This is a genomic window from uncultured Cohaesibacter sp., assembly GCF_963556055.3.
Lineage (GTDB): Bacteria > Pseudomonadota > Alphaproteobacteria > Rhizobiales > Cohaesibacteraceae > Cohaesibacter.
The window spans coordinates 300,530-315,054 of sequence record NZ_CAUVYE020000030.1 but is presented as its reverse complement, the minus strand read 5'-3'; the positions used below and the strand labels follow the sequence as shown (position 1 = coordinate 315,054).

The following is a 14,525-nucleotide window of genomic DNA, read 5'->3' as shown; positions in this document are numbered from 1 at the left end:
TTTGAAGGATGAAGGGCTCAGGCGTCCCGAACCGATTTGAATTAGACAAGAACGAAAGCTGATTGATATGCAGGTAACTGAAACCCTGTCCGAAGGTCTCAAGCGCGAACTTAAAGTTGTTGTTCCTGCTGCTGATCTCGAAGCCAAGCTGGTCGCCAAAATTGATGAAATCAAGGGTCAGATCCGAATTAACGGCTTCCGCCCAGGCAAGGTGCCGGCATCTCATGTTCGCAAATTGCACGGCAAGGCGCTGATGGGCGAAATCGTGCAGGAGCTGATCGGGGAAACCACCCGCTCAACCCTGGAAGAGCGCAGCGAGAAATCTGCGATGCAGCCGCAATACAAGCTGACCGAGGATGAAGAAGAAGCCAACAAGATCATGGATGGCAAAGCCGATCTTGAATTCGACATCATCTACGAAGTGCTGCCGGTCATCGAAGTAGCCGATGTTTCCGGTGTTGAAATCGAGCGTCCGGTTGTCGAGGTTGAAGACAGCGAAGTGGAAGAGCGTCTGACCCAGATTGCCGACAGCTCTCGCCCGTTTGAAACCAAGGAAGGCAAGTCCGAAAGTGGTGACCGCGTGCTGATGTCCTATCTGGGCAAGGTCGACGGTGAGCCATTCGACGGCGGTGCCGATGAAAATGCGCAGCTCGTACTGGGCTCCGGTCAGTTTATTCCGGGCTTTGAGGATCAGTTGATCGGCAAGTCTGCCGGTGATGAAACTGTCGTCAAGGTTACATTCCCCGAAGAATATGGCGCAGCCCATCTTGCTGGCAAAGACGCTGAATTCGACGTTGTTGTCAAAGAAGTGCAGGCTCCGGGTGAGCTGGAACTCGATGATGAATTCGCAACCAAGCTGGGCCTTGAATCGCTTGAAAAACTGAAGGAAGTGATCAAGCAGCAGGTTGAATCCCAGTATGGTGCGATGACACGTCAGCGTGTCAAACGTCAGCTTCTGGACAAGATGGATGAGCTGCATAAATTCGACGTGCCGCCAACCCTGCTTGAACAGGAGTTCGAGAATATCTGGCGTCAGGTAACCGCTGAAATGAACGAAGCTGGCAAAAGCTTTGAAGACGAAGACACCACCGAGGAAAAGGCTCAGGAAGAATATAAAGCCATTGCCGAACGTCGTGTCCGCCTTGGTCTTGTTCTTTCCGAAATCGGTGAGAAAAGCCAGATTCAGGTTTCTGATGAGGAAGTTCAGCGCGGCATCATGCAGCGTGCTCAGCAGTTCCCGGGTCAGGAACGTCAGGTTTTTGAATATTACACTCAGAATGCTGAAGCTCTGGCGTCCATTCGTGCGCCGATCTTCGAAGAGAAAGTTGTCGATTATCTGCTCGAGCTGGTGAAAGTCGAAGACAAGACGGTCACCAAGGAAGAGCTGGAAAAGCTGATTTCTGAAGACGAAGAATAGTCTTCTGGCAATCGAGCTTGAATGATCCGAAAAGCGCCTGTCGGTCAACGGCAGGCGTTTTTGTTTGAAATTTGCTTGAATTCTGATCGCTTAACCATATCTGTTTAGTCTAGTTTTCGATTGAACTGGTGTTTGCACACCGTTTGTGGATAGGATTTGTCAGCGGTGGAATGATTGCCGATCTGTCCAGCTTGTGAATATTTGTCAGTAAAATATTCATTGTCGCAGTGTTATGCGGTTAGGAATGGTTCAGCCTCGCGATTCTTCTTGCAATGCGTGTTTGCTGTATCGGGGTCGGTCGAGGGCTTTGTATCTGGGTATCGACACTTGGGAGACATGTCTCCCCAATCTGTTTCGTTGGTGGCTCGTTGCTGCCACCAGATGGCCTTATTCTGCGTTAGTGAGTAAGGTATGGCACAAGATGCGAAAGGCGTTGACGCCTGCGGCCGCATGATGATGACAAGGAAAGAGTAATGAAGGATCCTCTCGATCTTACTATGAATCTGGTTCCAATGGTCGTGGAACAGTCCAACCGCGGTGAACGCGCCTATGACATTTATTCACGACTGCTCAAGGAACGGATCATCTTTATCACCGGGCCGATTGAAGATCACATGGCGGCGCTGGTTTGCGCTCAGCTTCTGTTTCTTGAAGCCGACAATCCCAAGAAAGAGATTTCGCTCTATATCAATTCTCCCGGTGGTGTGGTGACCGCTGGCATGTCGATTTATGACACGATGCAGTTTATCAAGCCTCCAGTCGCGACCCTTTGTCTGGGGCAGGCGGCCTCCATGGGCTCTCTTCTGCTTTGCGCCGGTCAGAAAGATCTGCGGTTCGCGCTTCCCAATGCGCGCATCATGGTGCACCAGCCTTCGGGCGGGTTCCAGGGACAGGCATCGGACATTCAGCGCCATGCAGAAGACATTCTGAAAATGAAACGCCGTCTGAACGAAGTCTATGTCAAGCATTGCGGACAGGACTATGAAACGGTCGAGAAAACGCTCGACAGGGATCATTTCATGACTGCTGACGAAGCCAAGGACTGGGGTCTGGTCGATAAGGTTGTCGAAAATCGCGCGTCTTTGGCCTCTACCGAGGGTGATGCTGCTTCCAAGGAATAGGAGTCGGGAAACCGTTCCCTATGTCTTGATGGCGTAGACGAGACGTTAACGAAGATGCTGCCCTAAAATGGAATCGTTAAATCTATTTTGATCTTTTGGGGTACATGCTTTCATAAATCTGGCGTTTGAATGCTGAATTTGGGAAATTTATGCAAGAGATGTCAGGCAGTTTGGGTTTATTTTGCTTGCAGACAATGCCGGGCATCATAAACTAGGGAATTGGTGGACGGGTCACTGTTTCGCCAATTGCAACAATAGATGAGGCACATACATGAGCAAGGCTAGTGGTGGTGACAGCAAAAATACGCTCTACTGCTCCTTCTGTGGCAAAAGCCAGCATGAAGTGCGCAAACTGATCGCGGGTCCAACCGTATTTATCTGCGATGAATGCGTTGAATTATGTATGGATATTATCCGTGAAGAGAACAAGTCTTCGCTGGTCAAATCCAAGGATGGCATTCCAACTCCGCGCGAAATTTGCGAAGTGCTGGACGACTATGTGATTGGTCAGGATAGAGCGAAGCGTGTTCTTTCTGTAGCGGTTCACAACCATTATAAACGACTGGCTCATGGCAAGAAAAGTTCTGAGATCGAGCTGGCAAAGTCCAACATCATGCTGATCGGCCCGACCGGTTGCGGCAAGACCTTTCTTGCCCAGACCATGGCGCGAATCCTTGATGTTCCGTTCACTATGGCGGATGCAACAACGCTTACCGAAGCCGGTTATGTCGGTGAGGACGTGGAGAATATCATTCTCAAGCTGTTGCAGGCTGCCGATTATAATGTCGAGCAAGCACAGCGCGGTATCGTCTATATCGATGAGATCGACAAGATTTCCCGCAAGTCTGATAATCCCTCGATCACGCGTGACGTGTCGGGTGAGGGCGTGCAGCAGGCCTTGTTGAAAATCATGGAAGGGACTGTTGCTTCTGTTCCGCCGCAGGGTGGTCGCAAGCATCCGCAGCAGGAATTCTTGCAGGTTGATACCTCCAACATCCTGTTCATCTGTGGTGGCGCCTTTGCGGGGCTGGACAAGATCATTTCTGCTCGTGGTAATGACACCTCTATCGGTTTCTCTGCCAAGGTTGAGGATCCGGACGAGCGCGGCACTGGCGAGTTGTTCAAGGAACTGGAACCTGAGGATCTTCTGAAATTCGGTCTTATTCCGGAATTTGTCGGTCGTCTGCCGGTTCTGGCCACTTTGGAAGATCTGGATGAGGATGCGCTTGTTTCCATTCTGACGCAGCCGAAAAATGCGATCGTCAAGCAGTATCAGGCTCTGTTCGAAATGGAAGGCGTGCGCCTGACATTCCACGATGATGCGCTGCGTGGTGTTGCCCGCAAGGCAATCGAACGCAAAACCGGTGCCCGTGGTCTTCGCTCCATTCTTGAAGGCATTCTGCTTGATACCATGTATGAACTTCCAGGCCTTGAAGGGGTCGAGGAAGTTGTCATTTCAGGCGATGTTGTCAAGGGTGAAGCCCGCCCGCTCTACATATATGGCGACATGAAGAGCGAAGCAGAGCCAACCTCTGCTTGAGGACGTGTTCAAAAATATCCATGATTGAAGGGGCGGCCTCGGGTCGCCCTTTTTATCCCGGGCCTGCTGACGATTTGTCGATTTCGAGAAATCAAGTTCGGGCCCGAGGCTGCTGTCCCTGTCCGGGTCATTGGTTGTTCACAATGTCGCGACTGGATTGTGGAGTGGCTTGAAAAGCGTGTCGCCAAGCCCCAACTAAATGATACCGTGGGGCAAATTGTGTGTGTTGAGTCTCACCCTGTTCGTTAGCCGGTGACAAGATGTTTTCTTTGGCCTCTTGAAAGCGAAGAAATATGTACCGGTTTGTTGCGGGCCCTAAGGCCGCAGTTGTACCCTGTCTTTGTCGGGAAGGGTCAATAAATCAAGAAAGGTAGGAAAGCATGACCGAAGGACCAGTGATTGGCGTTGCCAACCCTATGGCTTCGGAGACTTATCCGGTCTTGCCATTGAGAGACATTGTTGTCTTTCCGCATATGATTGTGCCACTCTTTGTGGGGCGCGAGAAATCGATCCGCGCACTCGAAGAGGTGATGCAGTCTGATAAAATGATTCTGCTGGCAACTCAGAAAAATGCCGGCGATGACGATCCGAACCCGGATGAAATCTACAAGATTGGTACGCTCGCAAGCGTCTTGCAGTTGCTCAAGCTGCCGGATGGCACGGTCAAGGTCCTTGTCGAAGGTGTGAGCCGTGCCCGTTTGGGGGATTTCTCCAAGCGTGACGATCTGTATGAGGCAACAGCCGAAACCTTGCCCGATGAAGACGGGGAAAAGGTTGAAGTCGAAGCCCTCGCGCGATCTGTTGCGACGGAATTTGAAAATTATGTCAAGCTGAACAAGAAAGTATCGCCGGAAGTCATCGGAGCGGTTTCGCAGATCGATGACTATTCAAAACTGGCCGATACCGTTGCCTCCCATCTTGCCATCAAGATTCAGGAGAAGCAGGAAATTCTCGGCATCGTCAGTGTCATCGAGCGTCTGGAACAGGTGCTCGGCCTGATGGAGAGCGAAATTTCTGTTCTTCAGGTCGAAAAACGCATCCGCAGCCGCGTCAAACGGCAGATGGAGAAAACCCAGCGCGAGTATTATTTGAATGAGCAGATGAAAGCCATTCAGAAAGAACTGGGTGATTCCGAGGAAGGGGCGGACGAAATTCGCGAGCTTGAACAGGCTATCGAAAAGACCAAGCTTTCCAAGGAAGCCAAGGAAAAGGCAGAAGCCGAGCTGAAAAAGCTCAAGCAGATGAGCCCGATGTCCGCCGAAGCGACGGTCGTTCGTAACTATCTCGACTGGCTGCTCGGTATTCCGTGGGGCAAGAAATCGCGCGTCTCGGTTGACCTTGAAAAGGCTGAACAGGTTCTCGATACCGATCACTATGGTCTTGACAAGGTCAAGGAGCGGATTGTCGAGTATCTGGCCGTTCAGAAACGCACTAACAAGCTCAAAGGCCCTATTCTGTGTCTGGTTGGCCCTCCGGGCGTCGGCAAGACCTCGCTTGGCAAGAGCATTGCCAAGGCGACCGGGCGCGAGTTTGTGCGCATGGCGCTTGGTGGTGTGCGCGACGAAGCGGAAATTCGTGGCCATCGCAGAACCTATATTGGGTCCATGCCGGGCAAGGTCATCCAGTCGATGAAAAAGGCCAAGAAAGCCAACCCTCTGTTCTTGCTCGATGAAATCGACAAGATGGGGATGGACTTCCGTGGCGATCCGTCTTCCGCATTGCTTGAGGTCCTTGACCCAGAACAGAACCACGCTTTCACCGATCACTATCTGGAAGTGGAATATGATCTCTCGAACGTGATGTTCATCACCACGGCGAATACGCTCAATATTCCGGCGCCTCTGATGGACCGTATGGAAGTCATTCGCATCGCGGGTTACACCGAGGATGAGAAGATCGAGATTGCCCATCGCCATCTGATGCCAAAAGCCATGACGGACCACGGTCTGAATGATGAGGAATTCAGTCTCGATGATGAAGCCCTGCGGATGATCGTTCAGCGCTACACGCGTGAGGCCGGTGTGCGTAACCTTGAACGCGAGCTGATGAAGCTGGCGCGTAAGGTCACCAAGGATCTGATCATGAAGAAGCTCGATAGCGTTGCCGTGACGGTGGACAATATCGAGGACTATCTTGGTGTGCCTCGCTTCCGCTTTGGCGAGATCGACTCCGAGGATCAGGTCGGTGTGGTCACCGGGCTTGCCTGGACCGAAGTCGGTGGTGAATTGCTGACCATCGAGGGTGTCATGATGCCTGGCAAGGGCAAGATGACCGTTACGGGCAACCTGCGCGATGTGATGAAGGAATCCATTCAGGCGGCTGCGAGCTATGTTCGCTCTCGTGCGGTGGATTTCGGTGTCGAACCTCCGGTATTTGACAAAAAGGACATCCACGTTCATGTGCCTGAAGGGGCAACACCAAAGGATGGTCCGTCAGCCGGTATCGCCATGGCAACGGCGATCGTGTCGATCATGACCGGGATTGCTGTTCGCAAGGACATTGCAATGACGGGTGAGATCACGCTGCGCGGTCGCGTCCTGCCAATTGGTGGCCTCAAGGAGAAACTGCTTGCCGCATTGCGCGGTGGCATCAAGACCGTGCTCATTCCGGAAGAAAATGCCAAGGATCTGGTCGATATTCCGGACAATGTGAAAAACGGGCTGGATATCATCCCCGTCAACAATGTCGGGCAGGTGCTCGAGCATGCTCTTGTGGAACGTCCCGAGCCGATCGAATGGGATGAAAACCAGATGCTCGAAGCTGGCTTGCAGGCTGATACCAATGATGGAGAGGATGCCGCTACTATTGCGCATTGATAACCAGAGAATCGTGGCAGAAATGACAGGAAAACGGCTGTTATTTCGGGTCTGATTCCTCAAGAAATATGGGCCTTCCCTTGAATGGGAGGGCCTTTTTTCAGAAAGCAACTGTGAATTCCTGTTTAAAGCATCAGAAATGGCTGATTTCTGCGAATTTACCTCTTGATTTCTGAATGCTTTCGCCAGATTGTCGCATTCCGCGTCTGGAAATTTCCGGGGTGTTGATTCTTAGTGGTGAAGCATTGCGAAGGGACGCTTTTGCGATTGAACCGAAAGGGAAGATAATATGAACAAGAACGAACTGATCTCTGCTGTAGCGGAAAAAGCGGAACTAACCAAAGCACAGGCCGGTGAAGCTGTTGACGCAATGTTTGACATCATTTCCGATACTTTGAAAGGCGGCGATGAAGTCCGTATCATTGGCTTTGGTAACTTCTCTGTTACCGAACGCGCTGCGACCGAAGGTCGTAACCCGCGTACCGGTGACACCATTCAGATCCCTGCTTCCAAAACACCAAAATTCAAAGCAGGCAAAGGTCTGAAAGACGCAGTCAATAGCTGATAAATTGCTCAACTGTTGATCGCATGTTTTTTTGGCCCCCGATTCAGCAGAATCGGGGGTTTTTGTTTTCCGGCAAAGACCTTCGGACCGGGCGCTTTTTGACAAAAGGATGGACCATGTTTGAAACCGTGTTGATACCAGACTGCGAAAAATGTGCTGCGCTTTGCTGCGTTTCGTTGGCATTTGACAAATCGGACCAGTTTCCGATCGACAAGCCGAACGGAGAGGTCTGCCCGCAACTGAATGATAGCCAGACTTGCAAGATTTATGATGAGCGCGAGGCGAACGGTTATCATGGCTGCATGCATTTTGATTGCCTCGGGGCAGGGCAGCGTGTCGTTCAGGAGGTCTTCAAGGGCGCAAACTGGCGCGATGATCGCACGCTTCTTCCCCAGATGACCGAAGCCTTTGTCCTGATGCGGCGGGTTCATGAGCAACTGGTCTTGCTGAATGAGGTGGAGAAACTTCCCCTGACGCCAGAGGAGCGGTCGGCTTTTGAGGAATTTGGAGAAGAAGTCACACCCGAGAGCGGGTGGACGATGGATCTGCTGCTGGCTTACGAGCAGGGCGGCTTTGAGCGGCGTCTGAGAGCGTTTCTGATGTCATTGCGGCACCATATCGCCTAGATACACGAAAAGGCTCGAGGAAGTCTCTGCTCAAGCAATTGGCCTTGCCCGTAAATGGCTGTGCCACGTGCGGGCAAGCATTGCCGCGTTTGGCTGGCTGCTAGGCTATATTTGCCCGGTAAAGCCAGACAGGGAGGAAGAAAGAGCATCGGTGGAATTGTCAGTGCTCATTGCTTCTTCTGGTGGTGGAGGTGGGGACATTTGCATTTCATCGATTGTCTGATCGGAAGCGTTTTCCTGAATTTCAAGCATTGCATTGAGTGTCGCAGATGAGAAAAGTGACGACATGCCCGAAGAAGAGCTTTCGGAACTCGTTGAACTTTCACTGCTTTCACTGCTCGTGCTGAATAGGCTGCCAAAATCTATCGAGCTGCTGGAACTGCTACTTGTCGTGCTGGCATTGGAAGACAGAAGAGCCAGTAGACTGGATGTGCTATCATTTGTTGTCGCATAGATAGACATGATTGTTACTCACTTTCCGGAAATTGATCATTATTCCTTCCGTTTGAAACGCAAGTTGCATGCCAGTTTTGTACAGCTCAGCTTTTAAAAAGCTGCACGTGACTTATCCGCTCGGGCTTTTTAATGCGGAGAAGGATTCGATGTGAGTAATCTGCGGGGTGATTGTCTTGGAAAAATACACTCGACGCACCAATGTCCGAATGAGGAGGGGGCGGTTGACTGTGCCGAAAAGCGGGGAATGGTGGGTGATGAGAGATTCGAACTCCCGACCCTCTCGGTGTAAACGAGATGCTCTAACCAGCTGAGCTAATCACCCATTCAGCATTTCGGTTCGAAATGCGTTCCTTGTCCCCATTGGCGCCATCCCGTCCGCTCCGGATGATTTCCTTGCGAAAACCGTCCTGCTGCTTCGAACTCAATCCTATATGATGATTTCGAATGTCTTGGCCAGACGAAAGCCTGGGGAATGGTGGGTGATGAGAGATTCGAACTCCCGACCCTCTCGGTGTAAACGAGATGCTCTAACCAGCTGAGCTAATCACCCGACCGCCAATGCGTGTGCTGCTTGTAGAGGCTGAGTGTCTGTCATGCAACAAAAAAATGACAGCAAGAATCATTCTCTGGGGAAATTTGATGAGACTTTCACCTGATGAAGGAATGGGCGTTGAGGGGATCTCGCAAAATGTCCTGGTCGCCCATGATTTTTTTGCGGATGGTCCTGTCTTGCGATTTTGGCAGGACGCGCTGCATGATCGATGACGCTTGTTTCTTCACAGCCAAATTGGGGCAAAGCGGCCCTTCTTGGAAAGGGCTGTGAAGTTTACACAAAAAGAATTTGCTCTGAGCTTGACTTAATTTCGCCCGCGTCGTATTTCAGCGCCACTCCACATGAAACATGCCGCTTCGGCGGGGTGCCTTGTGGTTCGGGTAATGGGGATGTAGCTCAGTTGGTTAGAGCGCCGGCCTGTCACGCCGGAGGTCGCGGGTTCGAGTCCCGTCATTCTCGCCATCCCGAAAACCGCACCGGATCAACTCCGGTATAGAATGCGGGGATGTAGCTCAGTTGGTTAGAGCGCCGGCCTGTCACGCCGGAGGTCGCGGGTTCGAGTCCCGTCATTCTCGCCATTCTCTCCTTGCATTTTCATTTGACATTGTTGTGACAGCGGCTCGCTTGAGGCTTTTTCGCGGATGCGTTTGGGCTCAGGTCATTTCTGCTCTCTGATCGCTTTCACAGAGCGTTCTTGCGGATCGTTGTTACAGATCGCTGCACATGGGCCAAGTCCTGCCTGATCATCCTGAACAGGCAGGGAATATATGGTTGCGACCGGCATAAAAAAACCGCCGGGAGATCCGGCGGTTCTGTTGATCTTGATTGTTCCTGAAAATCAGTCCTGCCATGCCCAGAAGGAAACCGGAAGGTTCGGTGCGTCGACTTCATAGCGTCGCTCGATTTCTTCCTTGGTCAGCAAGCCGCTTTGTGTGTCGACATACTCACAGACGGAGGAAGAGTTGATCGTTGCCATCTGCAAGGCCTTTTCCGGTCCCTTGCCGTCTCCGAGCATCGCTCCGAAGGTGGATGTGAAACCATCACCAGCACCCGCTGTGCCCCTGACGTTGGTCTTTTTGATCGGGCAATGATAGATCCCTTCTTCGCAACCGAGATAGGCCCCACCGGTGCCATCGGTCACCAGCACGAATTTCGGGCCGATTGACATCAGAAGCGACATGAAGCCCGACAGTGAGCAGTGGAAGTGTTCCATGATCAGACCACGGGTCATCAGGCCCTTCGATGTTGCCTGGTCCATCTTGATTGCACGCATGTTGGACGGTTTGGCATAGTCGAGCAGCGCTGGCATCATGATTTCAGCTTCAGCGCGGTTGATGTTGATGAGGTCGATATTTCTTGCTGTATCGAGGAATTCCTTGCCACGACGCGTGATCTGTCGTTCGCCCGGATTGGCAACGACAAAGGCTCCAGCTTCCTTGCCTCGCTGGCAGATCATCGGGAAGGCTTCCGCTGATTCATTGGACATCGGGGCGATGTGAAGGAGTTCGGCTCCATTGAAGATGCCTTCGCGGATGTCTTCGTCGGTCACGCGGCAGTTTGCGCCGCGTGCAGTGAAGATCGAAGCGTTGCGGTCATGGGAAGCGATGATGACGGAGCAGCCGGTAATGGCCTTGTCCGTGGTCATCAGGCCAGTCTCTGACAGTTTTTCATGCCGAAGAAGCTGGCGGACCATTTCAGACTCGATATCTTCACCGATTTTGACATTCGGTACCACTTCGTGGCCAAGTCGAGCCAAAGAGACTGCGGCGTTGATTGCGCCACCACCAACATGGGTCGAAATATTCAGAGCATCGATCTTGCGGCCCTGTTCGAGCATCAAAAATGAATTGTGCGCGTTGGTCATTGAAATGCGCTCAATATCATTGTCGGCAACAATGGTAATGATGTCGATCATTGCGGAGCCGATTGTTGCTGTTTTCATCACGCTTGCCTCATTTTTGGTTGTTTCGCCTAAAAAATTGCGAGTGAGCGTTTTGACGCCCAGGTTACGTTTTTAGTGCCTAACTGTATAATTGCTTTTTGTTTGAACCGCGAAAAAAATTCAAACCAGACCGTCAACATATGAAAAAAACCCGGAATTTTTCAGAGCTTTTTTGTTGAAACTTATACTATAGTCTAAATTCTCTCGCTCTTGTGACAGATTGCTCTTAACCTGTTTTTACTCCAGTGCCTATCAGATGCTACGGACAGCCATGCCCGATTTATGAATCAAATCCGTCGACATGCTAGACGACTTCACTTTCCAAATTGCGAATGTCAGGTCCTGTGTTCACAGAAACATGCTTACGCGTTTTCCCCTGTATCACGCACAGGGTCTACTTTGATACAAATATACTCAATATCACTTGATTAAGTGTTTTTGCTCATGTAATCCAATCGCACGTTTAGACCCAAGGACCGGAACATATCTGTTCATACCAAATTCTTCTTGACAGATTGACCCCTGAAAGCAGAGATCAAAGGATTATCCGTCTGCGGGAACATGTCTAAAGGACCATCACTATGGACGAGCTGCTCAGAGACTATCTGCCATTGGTCATCTTTATCGGCATTGCTTTATTCATCGGTCTTGCCTTGCTCATTTCTCCCTTCATTCTGGCTTTCAAGAATCCGGATCCGGAAAAGCTTTCGGCTTACGAATGCGGCTTCAATGCATTCGACGATGCCCGCATGCCGTTTGATGTCCGCTTCTATCTCGTCGCAATCCTGTTCATCATTTTTGATCTTGAGGTTGCATTCCTGTTTCCGTGGGCTGTGTCTTTTGGAGATGTGGGGTTGTTCGGGTATATTTCGATGATGCTGTTTCTGGCCATCTTAACCGTCGGTTTCGTCTATGAATGGAAAAAGGGAGCGCTGGAATGGGATTGACCGGTTCGAATGATACCCTTGTCGCGCAGCAGCCCAAGAATATTCTTGATCCGAGGACAGGCAAGCCGATCGGTCATGATGATCCGTTTGTGCAAAAAATGCAGGCCGACCTTGCGGATAAGGGATTTCTTGTCACCGCGACCGATGATCTGATCACCTGGGCGCGTACCGGCTCCTTGATGTGGATGACATTCGGGCTTGCCTGTTGCGCCATCGAGATGATTCAGATGTCCATGCCGCGATATGACTGTGAACGGTTCGGCTTTGCCCCACGTGGCTCGCCGCGGCAATCGGATGTGATGATCGTTGCGGGAACGCTCACCAACAAGATGGCACCGGCCCTGCGCAAGGTTTATGACCAGATGCCGGAGCCGCGCTATGTCATTTCGATGGGCTCGTGTGCCAATGGCGGGGGCTATTATCATTATTCCTACAGCGTCGTGCGTGGATGTGATCGGGTTGTTCCGGTGGACATCTATGTGCCGGGCTGTCCTCCAACGGCAGAAGCGCTTCTCTACGGGGTGCTGCTACTGCAAAAGAAAATCAGACGAACAGGCTCTATCGAACGTTAAGAGGCATGGATTGTCCCCGGGAGGGACATGTGCCTGCCACAGGCTGTTGTTGACTTTTGAACCGGGTGCCGCAGGGCGCACAACAGGAAATCGGATATGGACGAGACACTGAGAGATCTCGCAGACTATATTGCACTCAAGCTTGAGGGCAAGATTGTCGACTGGCATATATCCTTGGGCGAGCTATGCATTTCGACCAAACCGTCAGACAATTTGGAAGTGCTCCGCTTTTTGCGCGATGACCAGCGACTCAAGTTTGTGTCCTTCATTGATGTAACCGCGGTTGACTATCCTGAGCGAGATGCGCGGTTCGAGGTCGTTTATCACCTTTTGAGCCCCAAACAGAATGCCCGCGTCCGGGTCAAGACTTCTCTTGGTGCAAATACGCAGATCAAGTCCATATGCGGTCTTTTTCCTGGTGCAAACTGGTGCGAACGCGAAACCTATGACATGTACGGAATCTTGTTTTCCGGTCATCCGGATTTGCGACGTCTCTTGACCGATTACGGGTTCGATGGCCATCCCTTGCGCAAGGATTTCCCTTTGAGCGGGCATTATCAGGTCCGCTATGACGACGAGAAGAAACGGGTTGTCCGTGAACCGGTAAAACTGTCTCAGGCGTTTCGCGATTTTGATTTTCTCAGCCCGTGGGAAGGCGTCGACTATGCCTTGCCCGGTGATGAAAAGGCCAATGGCCAGAAGCAGGGTTGAGGAGAGGCAGGTTCACAATGGCTGAAGCACAGGTTAGAACGTTCAATATCAATTTCGGACCGCAGCATCCTGCCGCCCATGGTGTTTTGCGCATGGTTCTGGAATTGGATGGGGAGATTGTCGAGCGTGCGGATCCCCATATCGGGTTGCTGCATCGGGGCACGGAAAAGCTCATCGAGCACAAGACCTATATGCAGGCGACACCCTATTTTGACCGTCTCGACTATGTCGCGCCGATGAATCAGGAGCATGCATTTGTTCTGGCGGTGGAAAGGCTGCTCGGGCTTGAGGTGCCGCGCCGGGCGCAGTTGATCCGTGTGCTTTACAGTGAAATTGGCCGCATTCTCAATCATTTGCTCAATATCACGACGCAGGCTATGGATATCGGCGCATTGACGCCGCCGCTTTGGGGCTTTGAAGAGCGTGAAAAGCTCATGATCTTTTATGAGCGGGCGTGCGGGGCTCGGCTTCATGCCAACTATTTCCGCGTCGGGGGCGTGCATCAGGATATCCCGGATGATCTGATCGATGACATCGAAGCCTGGTGCGATCCGTTTCTGAAGGTCGTGGACGATATCGACCGGCTTTTGACCGACAACCGGATTTTCAAGCAACGCAATGCCGAGATTGGCATCGTCGAGTTGGATGACGCCTGGGCGTGGGGCTTTTCGGGCTGCATGGTGCGCGCCTGCGGTGTGCCTTGGGATTTGCGTAAAAGCCAGCCCTATGAATGCTATGAGGAAATGGAATTCGACATTCCGGTTGGCAAGCATGGGGACAATTATGACCGTTATCTGCTGCGCATGGAAGAAATGCGCCAGTCGGTCCGCATCATGCGCCAGTGCATTGACAAGCTGCGCGAGCCGGAAGGTCGAGGCCCTGTTCATGCCGACAACAACAAGGTCGTGCCACCAAAACGGGCCGAGATGAAGCGTTCGATGGAAGCGTTGATCAATCATTTCAAGCTTCACAGCGAAGGCTTTCATGTGCCTGCCGGAGAAGTCTATGCCGCTGTCGAAGCGCCCAAGGGCGAGTTTGGTGTGTATCTGGTCTCTGATGGCTCGAACAAACCCTACAAGTGCAAGATTCGCGCACCGAGTTTTGCCCATTTGTCAGCAATGGATTTCCTCTCGCGTGGATATCAGCTGGCTGATGTGTCGGCCATTCTGGGGTCGCTGGACGTGGTGTTCGGGGAAGTGGATCGTTAAGCAGTTTGGTGACCGATACATGGTCGCCTGATAGATTGAAAACACAGATTC

At 51.7% G+C, this 14,525-nt stretch carries 13 protein-coding genes and 4 tRNA genes; 13 read left to right on the top strand and 4 right to left on the bottom strand.

Annotated features, from left to right (window positions below):
* The first annotated feature begins 67 nt into the window (after window positions 1-67).
* From tig to ACHZB8_RS19240, 6 genes are all read left to right on the top strand, one after another.
* On the top strand, window positions 68-1,417 hold the full coding sequence (tig, locus tag ACHZB8_RS19265) for a trigger factor (RefSeq protein WP_316862704.1): 1,350 nt from the start codon (window positions 68-70) through the stop codon (window positions 1,415-1,417).
* 473 nt (window positions 1,418-1,890) lie between these two features.
* Complete coding sequence (locus ACHZB8_RS19260; RefSeq protein WP_316862702.1) at window positions 1,891-2,538, top strand: ATP-dependent Clp protease proteolytic subunit; 648 nt, start codon at window positions 1,891-1,893, stop codon at window positions 2,536-2,538.
* 271 nt (window positions 2,539-2,809) lie between these two features.
* Complete coding sequence (gene clpX / locus ACHZB8_RS19255; RefSeq protein ID WP_316862700.1) at window positions 2,810-4,078, top strand: ATP-dependent Clp protease ATP-binding subunit ClpX; 1,269 nt, start codon at window positions 2,810-2,812, stop codon at window positions 4,076-4,078.
* Between the two features lie 380 nt (window positions 4,079-4,458).
* A complete protein-coding gene (lon, locus tag ACHZB8_RS19250; RefSeq protein ID WP_316862698.1) occupies window positions 4,459-6,894 on the top strand; it encodes an endopeptidase La in 2,436 nt (811 codons plus the stop codon).
* Window positions 6,895-7,183: 289 nt separating this feature from the next.
* Window positions 7,184-7,459, top strand: a complete 276-nt coding sequence (locus ACHZB8_RS19245) for an HU family DNA-binding protein (protein ID WP_316862696.1) — start codon at window positions 7,184-7,186, stop codon at window positions 7,457-7,459.
* 116 nt (window positions 7,460-7,575) lie between these two features.
* Window positions 7,576-8,085: a hypothetical protein gene (locus ACHZB8_RS19240; RefSeq protein ID WP_316862694.1), complete on the top strand. Its 510-nt coding sequence runs from the start codon at window positions 7,576-7,578 to the stop codon at window positions 8,083-8,085.
* Window positions 8,086-8,190: 105 nt separating this feature from the next.
* Here ACHZB8_RS19240 and ACHZB8_RS19235 read toward each other — a convergent pair whose 3' ends face one another.
* From ACHZB8_RS19235 to ACHZB8_RS19225, 3 genes are all read right to left on the bottom strand, one after another.
* Window positions 8,191-8,547: a hypothetical protein gene (locus tag ACHZB8_RS19235; RefSeq protein WP_316862693.1), complete on the bottom strand. Its 357-nt coding sequence runs from the start codon at window positions 8,545-8,547 to the stop codon at window positions 8,191-8,193.
* Between the two features lie 239 nt (window positions 8,548-8,786).
* Window positions 8,787-8,863: transfer RNA gene (locus tag ACHZB8_RS19230), tRNA-Val, on the bottom strand.
* Between the two features lie 151 nt (window positions 8,864-9,014).
* Window positions 9,015-9,091 (bottom strand) — tRNA-Val (locus ACHZB8_RS19225).
* A gap of 89 nt (window positions 9,092-9,180) precedes the next feature.
* Here ACHZB8_RS19225 and ACHZB8_RS19220 point away from each other — a divergent pair.
* The 3 genes from ACHZB8_RS19220 (at window position 9,181) to ACHZB8_RS19210 (ending at window position 9,672) form a co-directional block, all read left to right on the top strand.
* The gene (locus tag ACHZB8_RS19220; RefSeq protein ID WP_316862690.1) at window positions 9,181-9,306 is read left to right on the top strand and encodes a hypothetical protein; all 126 of its coding nucleotides are present in this window, start codon (window positions 9,181-9,183) and stop codon (window positions 9,304-9,306) included.
* 173 nt (window positions 9,307-9,479) lie between these two features.
* Window positions 9,480-9,556: transfer RNA gene (locus ACHZB8_RS19215), tRNA-Asp, on the top strand.
* 39 nt (window positions 9,557-9,595) lie between these two features.
* Window positions 9,596-9,672 (top strand) — tRNA-Asp (locus ACHZB8_RS19210).
* 260 nt (window positions 9,673-9,932) lie between these two features.
* On the opposite strand, the gene ACHZB8_RS19205 is transcribed toward ACHZB8_RS19210, so the two are convergent.
* Window positions 9,933-11,036, bottom strand: coding sequence for a carbohydrate kinase family protein (locus tag ACHZB8_RS19205; RefSeq protein WP_316862689.1), 1,104 nt, complete (start codon window positions 11,034-11,036; stop codon window positions 9,933-9,935).
* A gap of 581 nt (window positions 11,037-11,617) precedes the next feature.
* Here ACHZB8_RS19205 and ACHZB8_RS19200 point away from each other — a divergent pair.
* The 4 genes from ACHZB8_RS19200 to ACHZB8_RS19185 all read left to right on the top strand — a co-directional run bounded on the left by ACHZB8_RS19200 (window position 11,618) and on the right by ACHZB8_RS19185 (window position 14,474).
* A complete protein-coding gene (locus ACHZB8_RS19200; RefSeq protein WP_316862687.1) occupies window positions 11,618-11,983 on the top strand; it encodes an NADH-quinone oxidoreductase subunit A in 366 nt (121 codons plus the stop codon).
* Window positions 11,974-12,555 (top strand): NADH-quinone oxidoreductase subunit B family protein, encoded by a 582-nt coding sequence (locus ACHZB8_RS19195; protein ID WP_316862686.1) that lies wholly within the window; start codon window positions 11,974-11,976, stop codon window positions 12,553-12,555. The genes ACHZB8_RS19200 and ACHZB8_RS19195 overlap by 10 nt, the downstream gene beginning before the upstream one ends.
* 96 nt (window positions 12,556-12,651) lie before the next feature.
* Complete coding sequence (locus ACHZB8_RS19190) at window positions 12,652-13,266, top strand: NADH-quinone oxidoreductase subunit C (RefSeq protein ID WP_316862685.1); 615 nt, start codon at window positions 12,652-12,654, stop codon at window positions 13,264-13,266.
* 17 nt (window positions 13,267-13,283) lie between these two features.
* Complete coding sequence (locus ACHZB8_RS19185) at window positions 13,284-14,474, top strand: NADH-quinone oxidoreductase subunit D (protein ID WP_316862683.1); 1,191 nt, start codon at window positions 13,284-13,286, stop codon at window positions 14,472-14,474.
* The last annotated feature ends 51 nt before the right edge of the window (window positions 14,475-14,525 follow it).

Bases quoted from the DNA above. Each gene is read 5' to 3' on its own strand.
- ACHZB8_RS19260 (WP_316862702.1), top strand. From the start codon at position 1,891: ATGAAGGATCCTCTCGATCTTACTATGAATCTGGTTCCAATGGTCGTG.
- lon (WP_316862698.1), top strand. From the start codon at position 4,459: ATGACCGAAGGACCAGTGATTGGCGTTGCCAACCCTATGGCTTCGGAG.
- ACHZB8_RS19240 (WP_316862694.1), top strand. From the start codon at position 7,576: ATGTTTGAAACCGTGTTGATACCAGACTGCGAAAAATGTGCTGCGCTT.
- tig (WP_316862704.1), top strand. From the start codon at position 68: ATGCAGGTAACTGAAACCCTGTCCGAAGGTCTCAAGCGCGAACTTAAA.
- ACHZB8_RS19190 (WP_316862685.1), top strand. From the start codon at position 12,652: ATGGACGAGACACTGAGAGATCTCGCAGACTATATTGCACTCAAGCTT.
- ACHZB8_RS19200 (WP_316862687.1), top strand. From the start codon at position 11,618: ATGGACGAGCTGCTCAGAGACTATCTGCCATTGGTCATCTTTATCGGC.
- ACHZB8_RS19220 (WP_316862690.1), top strand. From the start codon at position 9,181: ATGAGACTTTCACCTGATGAAGGAATGGGCGTTGAGGGGATCTCGCAA.
- ACHZB8_RS19185 (WP_316862683.1), top strand. From the start codon at position 13,284: ATGGCTGAAGCACAGGTTAGAACGTTCAATATCAATTTCGGACCGCAG.
- ACHZB8_RS19205 (WP_316862689.1), bottom strand. From the start codon at position 11,036: ATGAAAACAGCAACAATCGGCTCCGCAATGATCGACATCATTACCATT.
- ACHZB8_RS19235 (WP_316862693.1), bottom strand. From the start codon at position 8,547: ATGTCTATCTATGCGACAACAAATGATAGCACATCCAGTCTACTGGCT.
- clpX (WP_316862700.1), top strand. From the start codon at position 2,810: ATGAGCAAGGCTAGTGGTGGTGACAGCAAAAATACGCTCTACTGCTCC.
- ACHZB8_RS19245 (WP_316862696.1), top strand. From the start codon at position 7,184: ATGAACAAGAACGAACTGATCTCTGCTGTAGCGGAAAAAGCGGAACTA.
- ACHZB8_RS19195 (WP_316862686.1), top strand. From the start codon at position 11,974: ATGGGATTGACCGGTTCGAATGATACCCTTGTCGCGCAGCAGCCCAAG.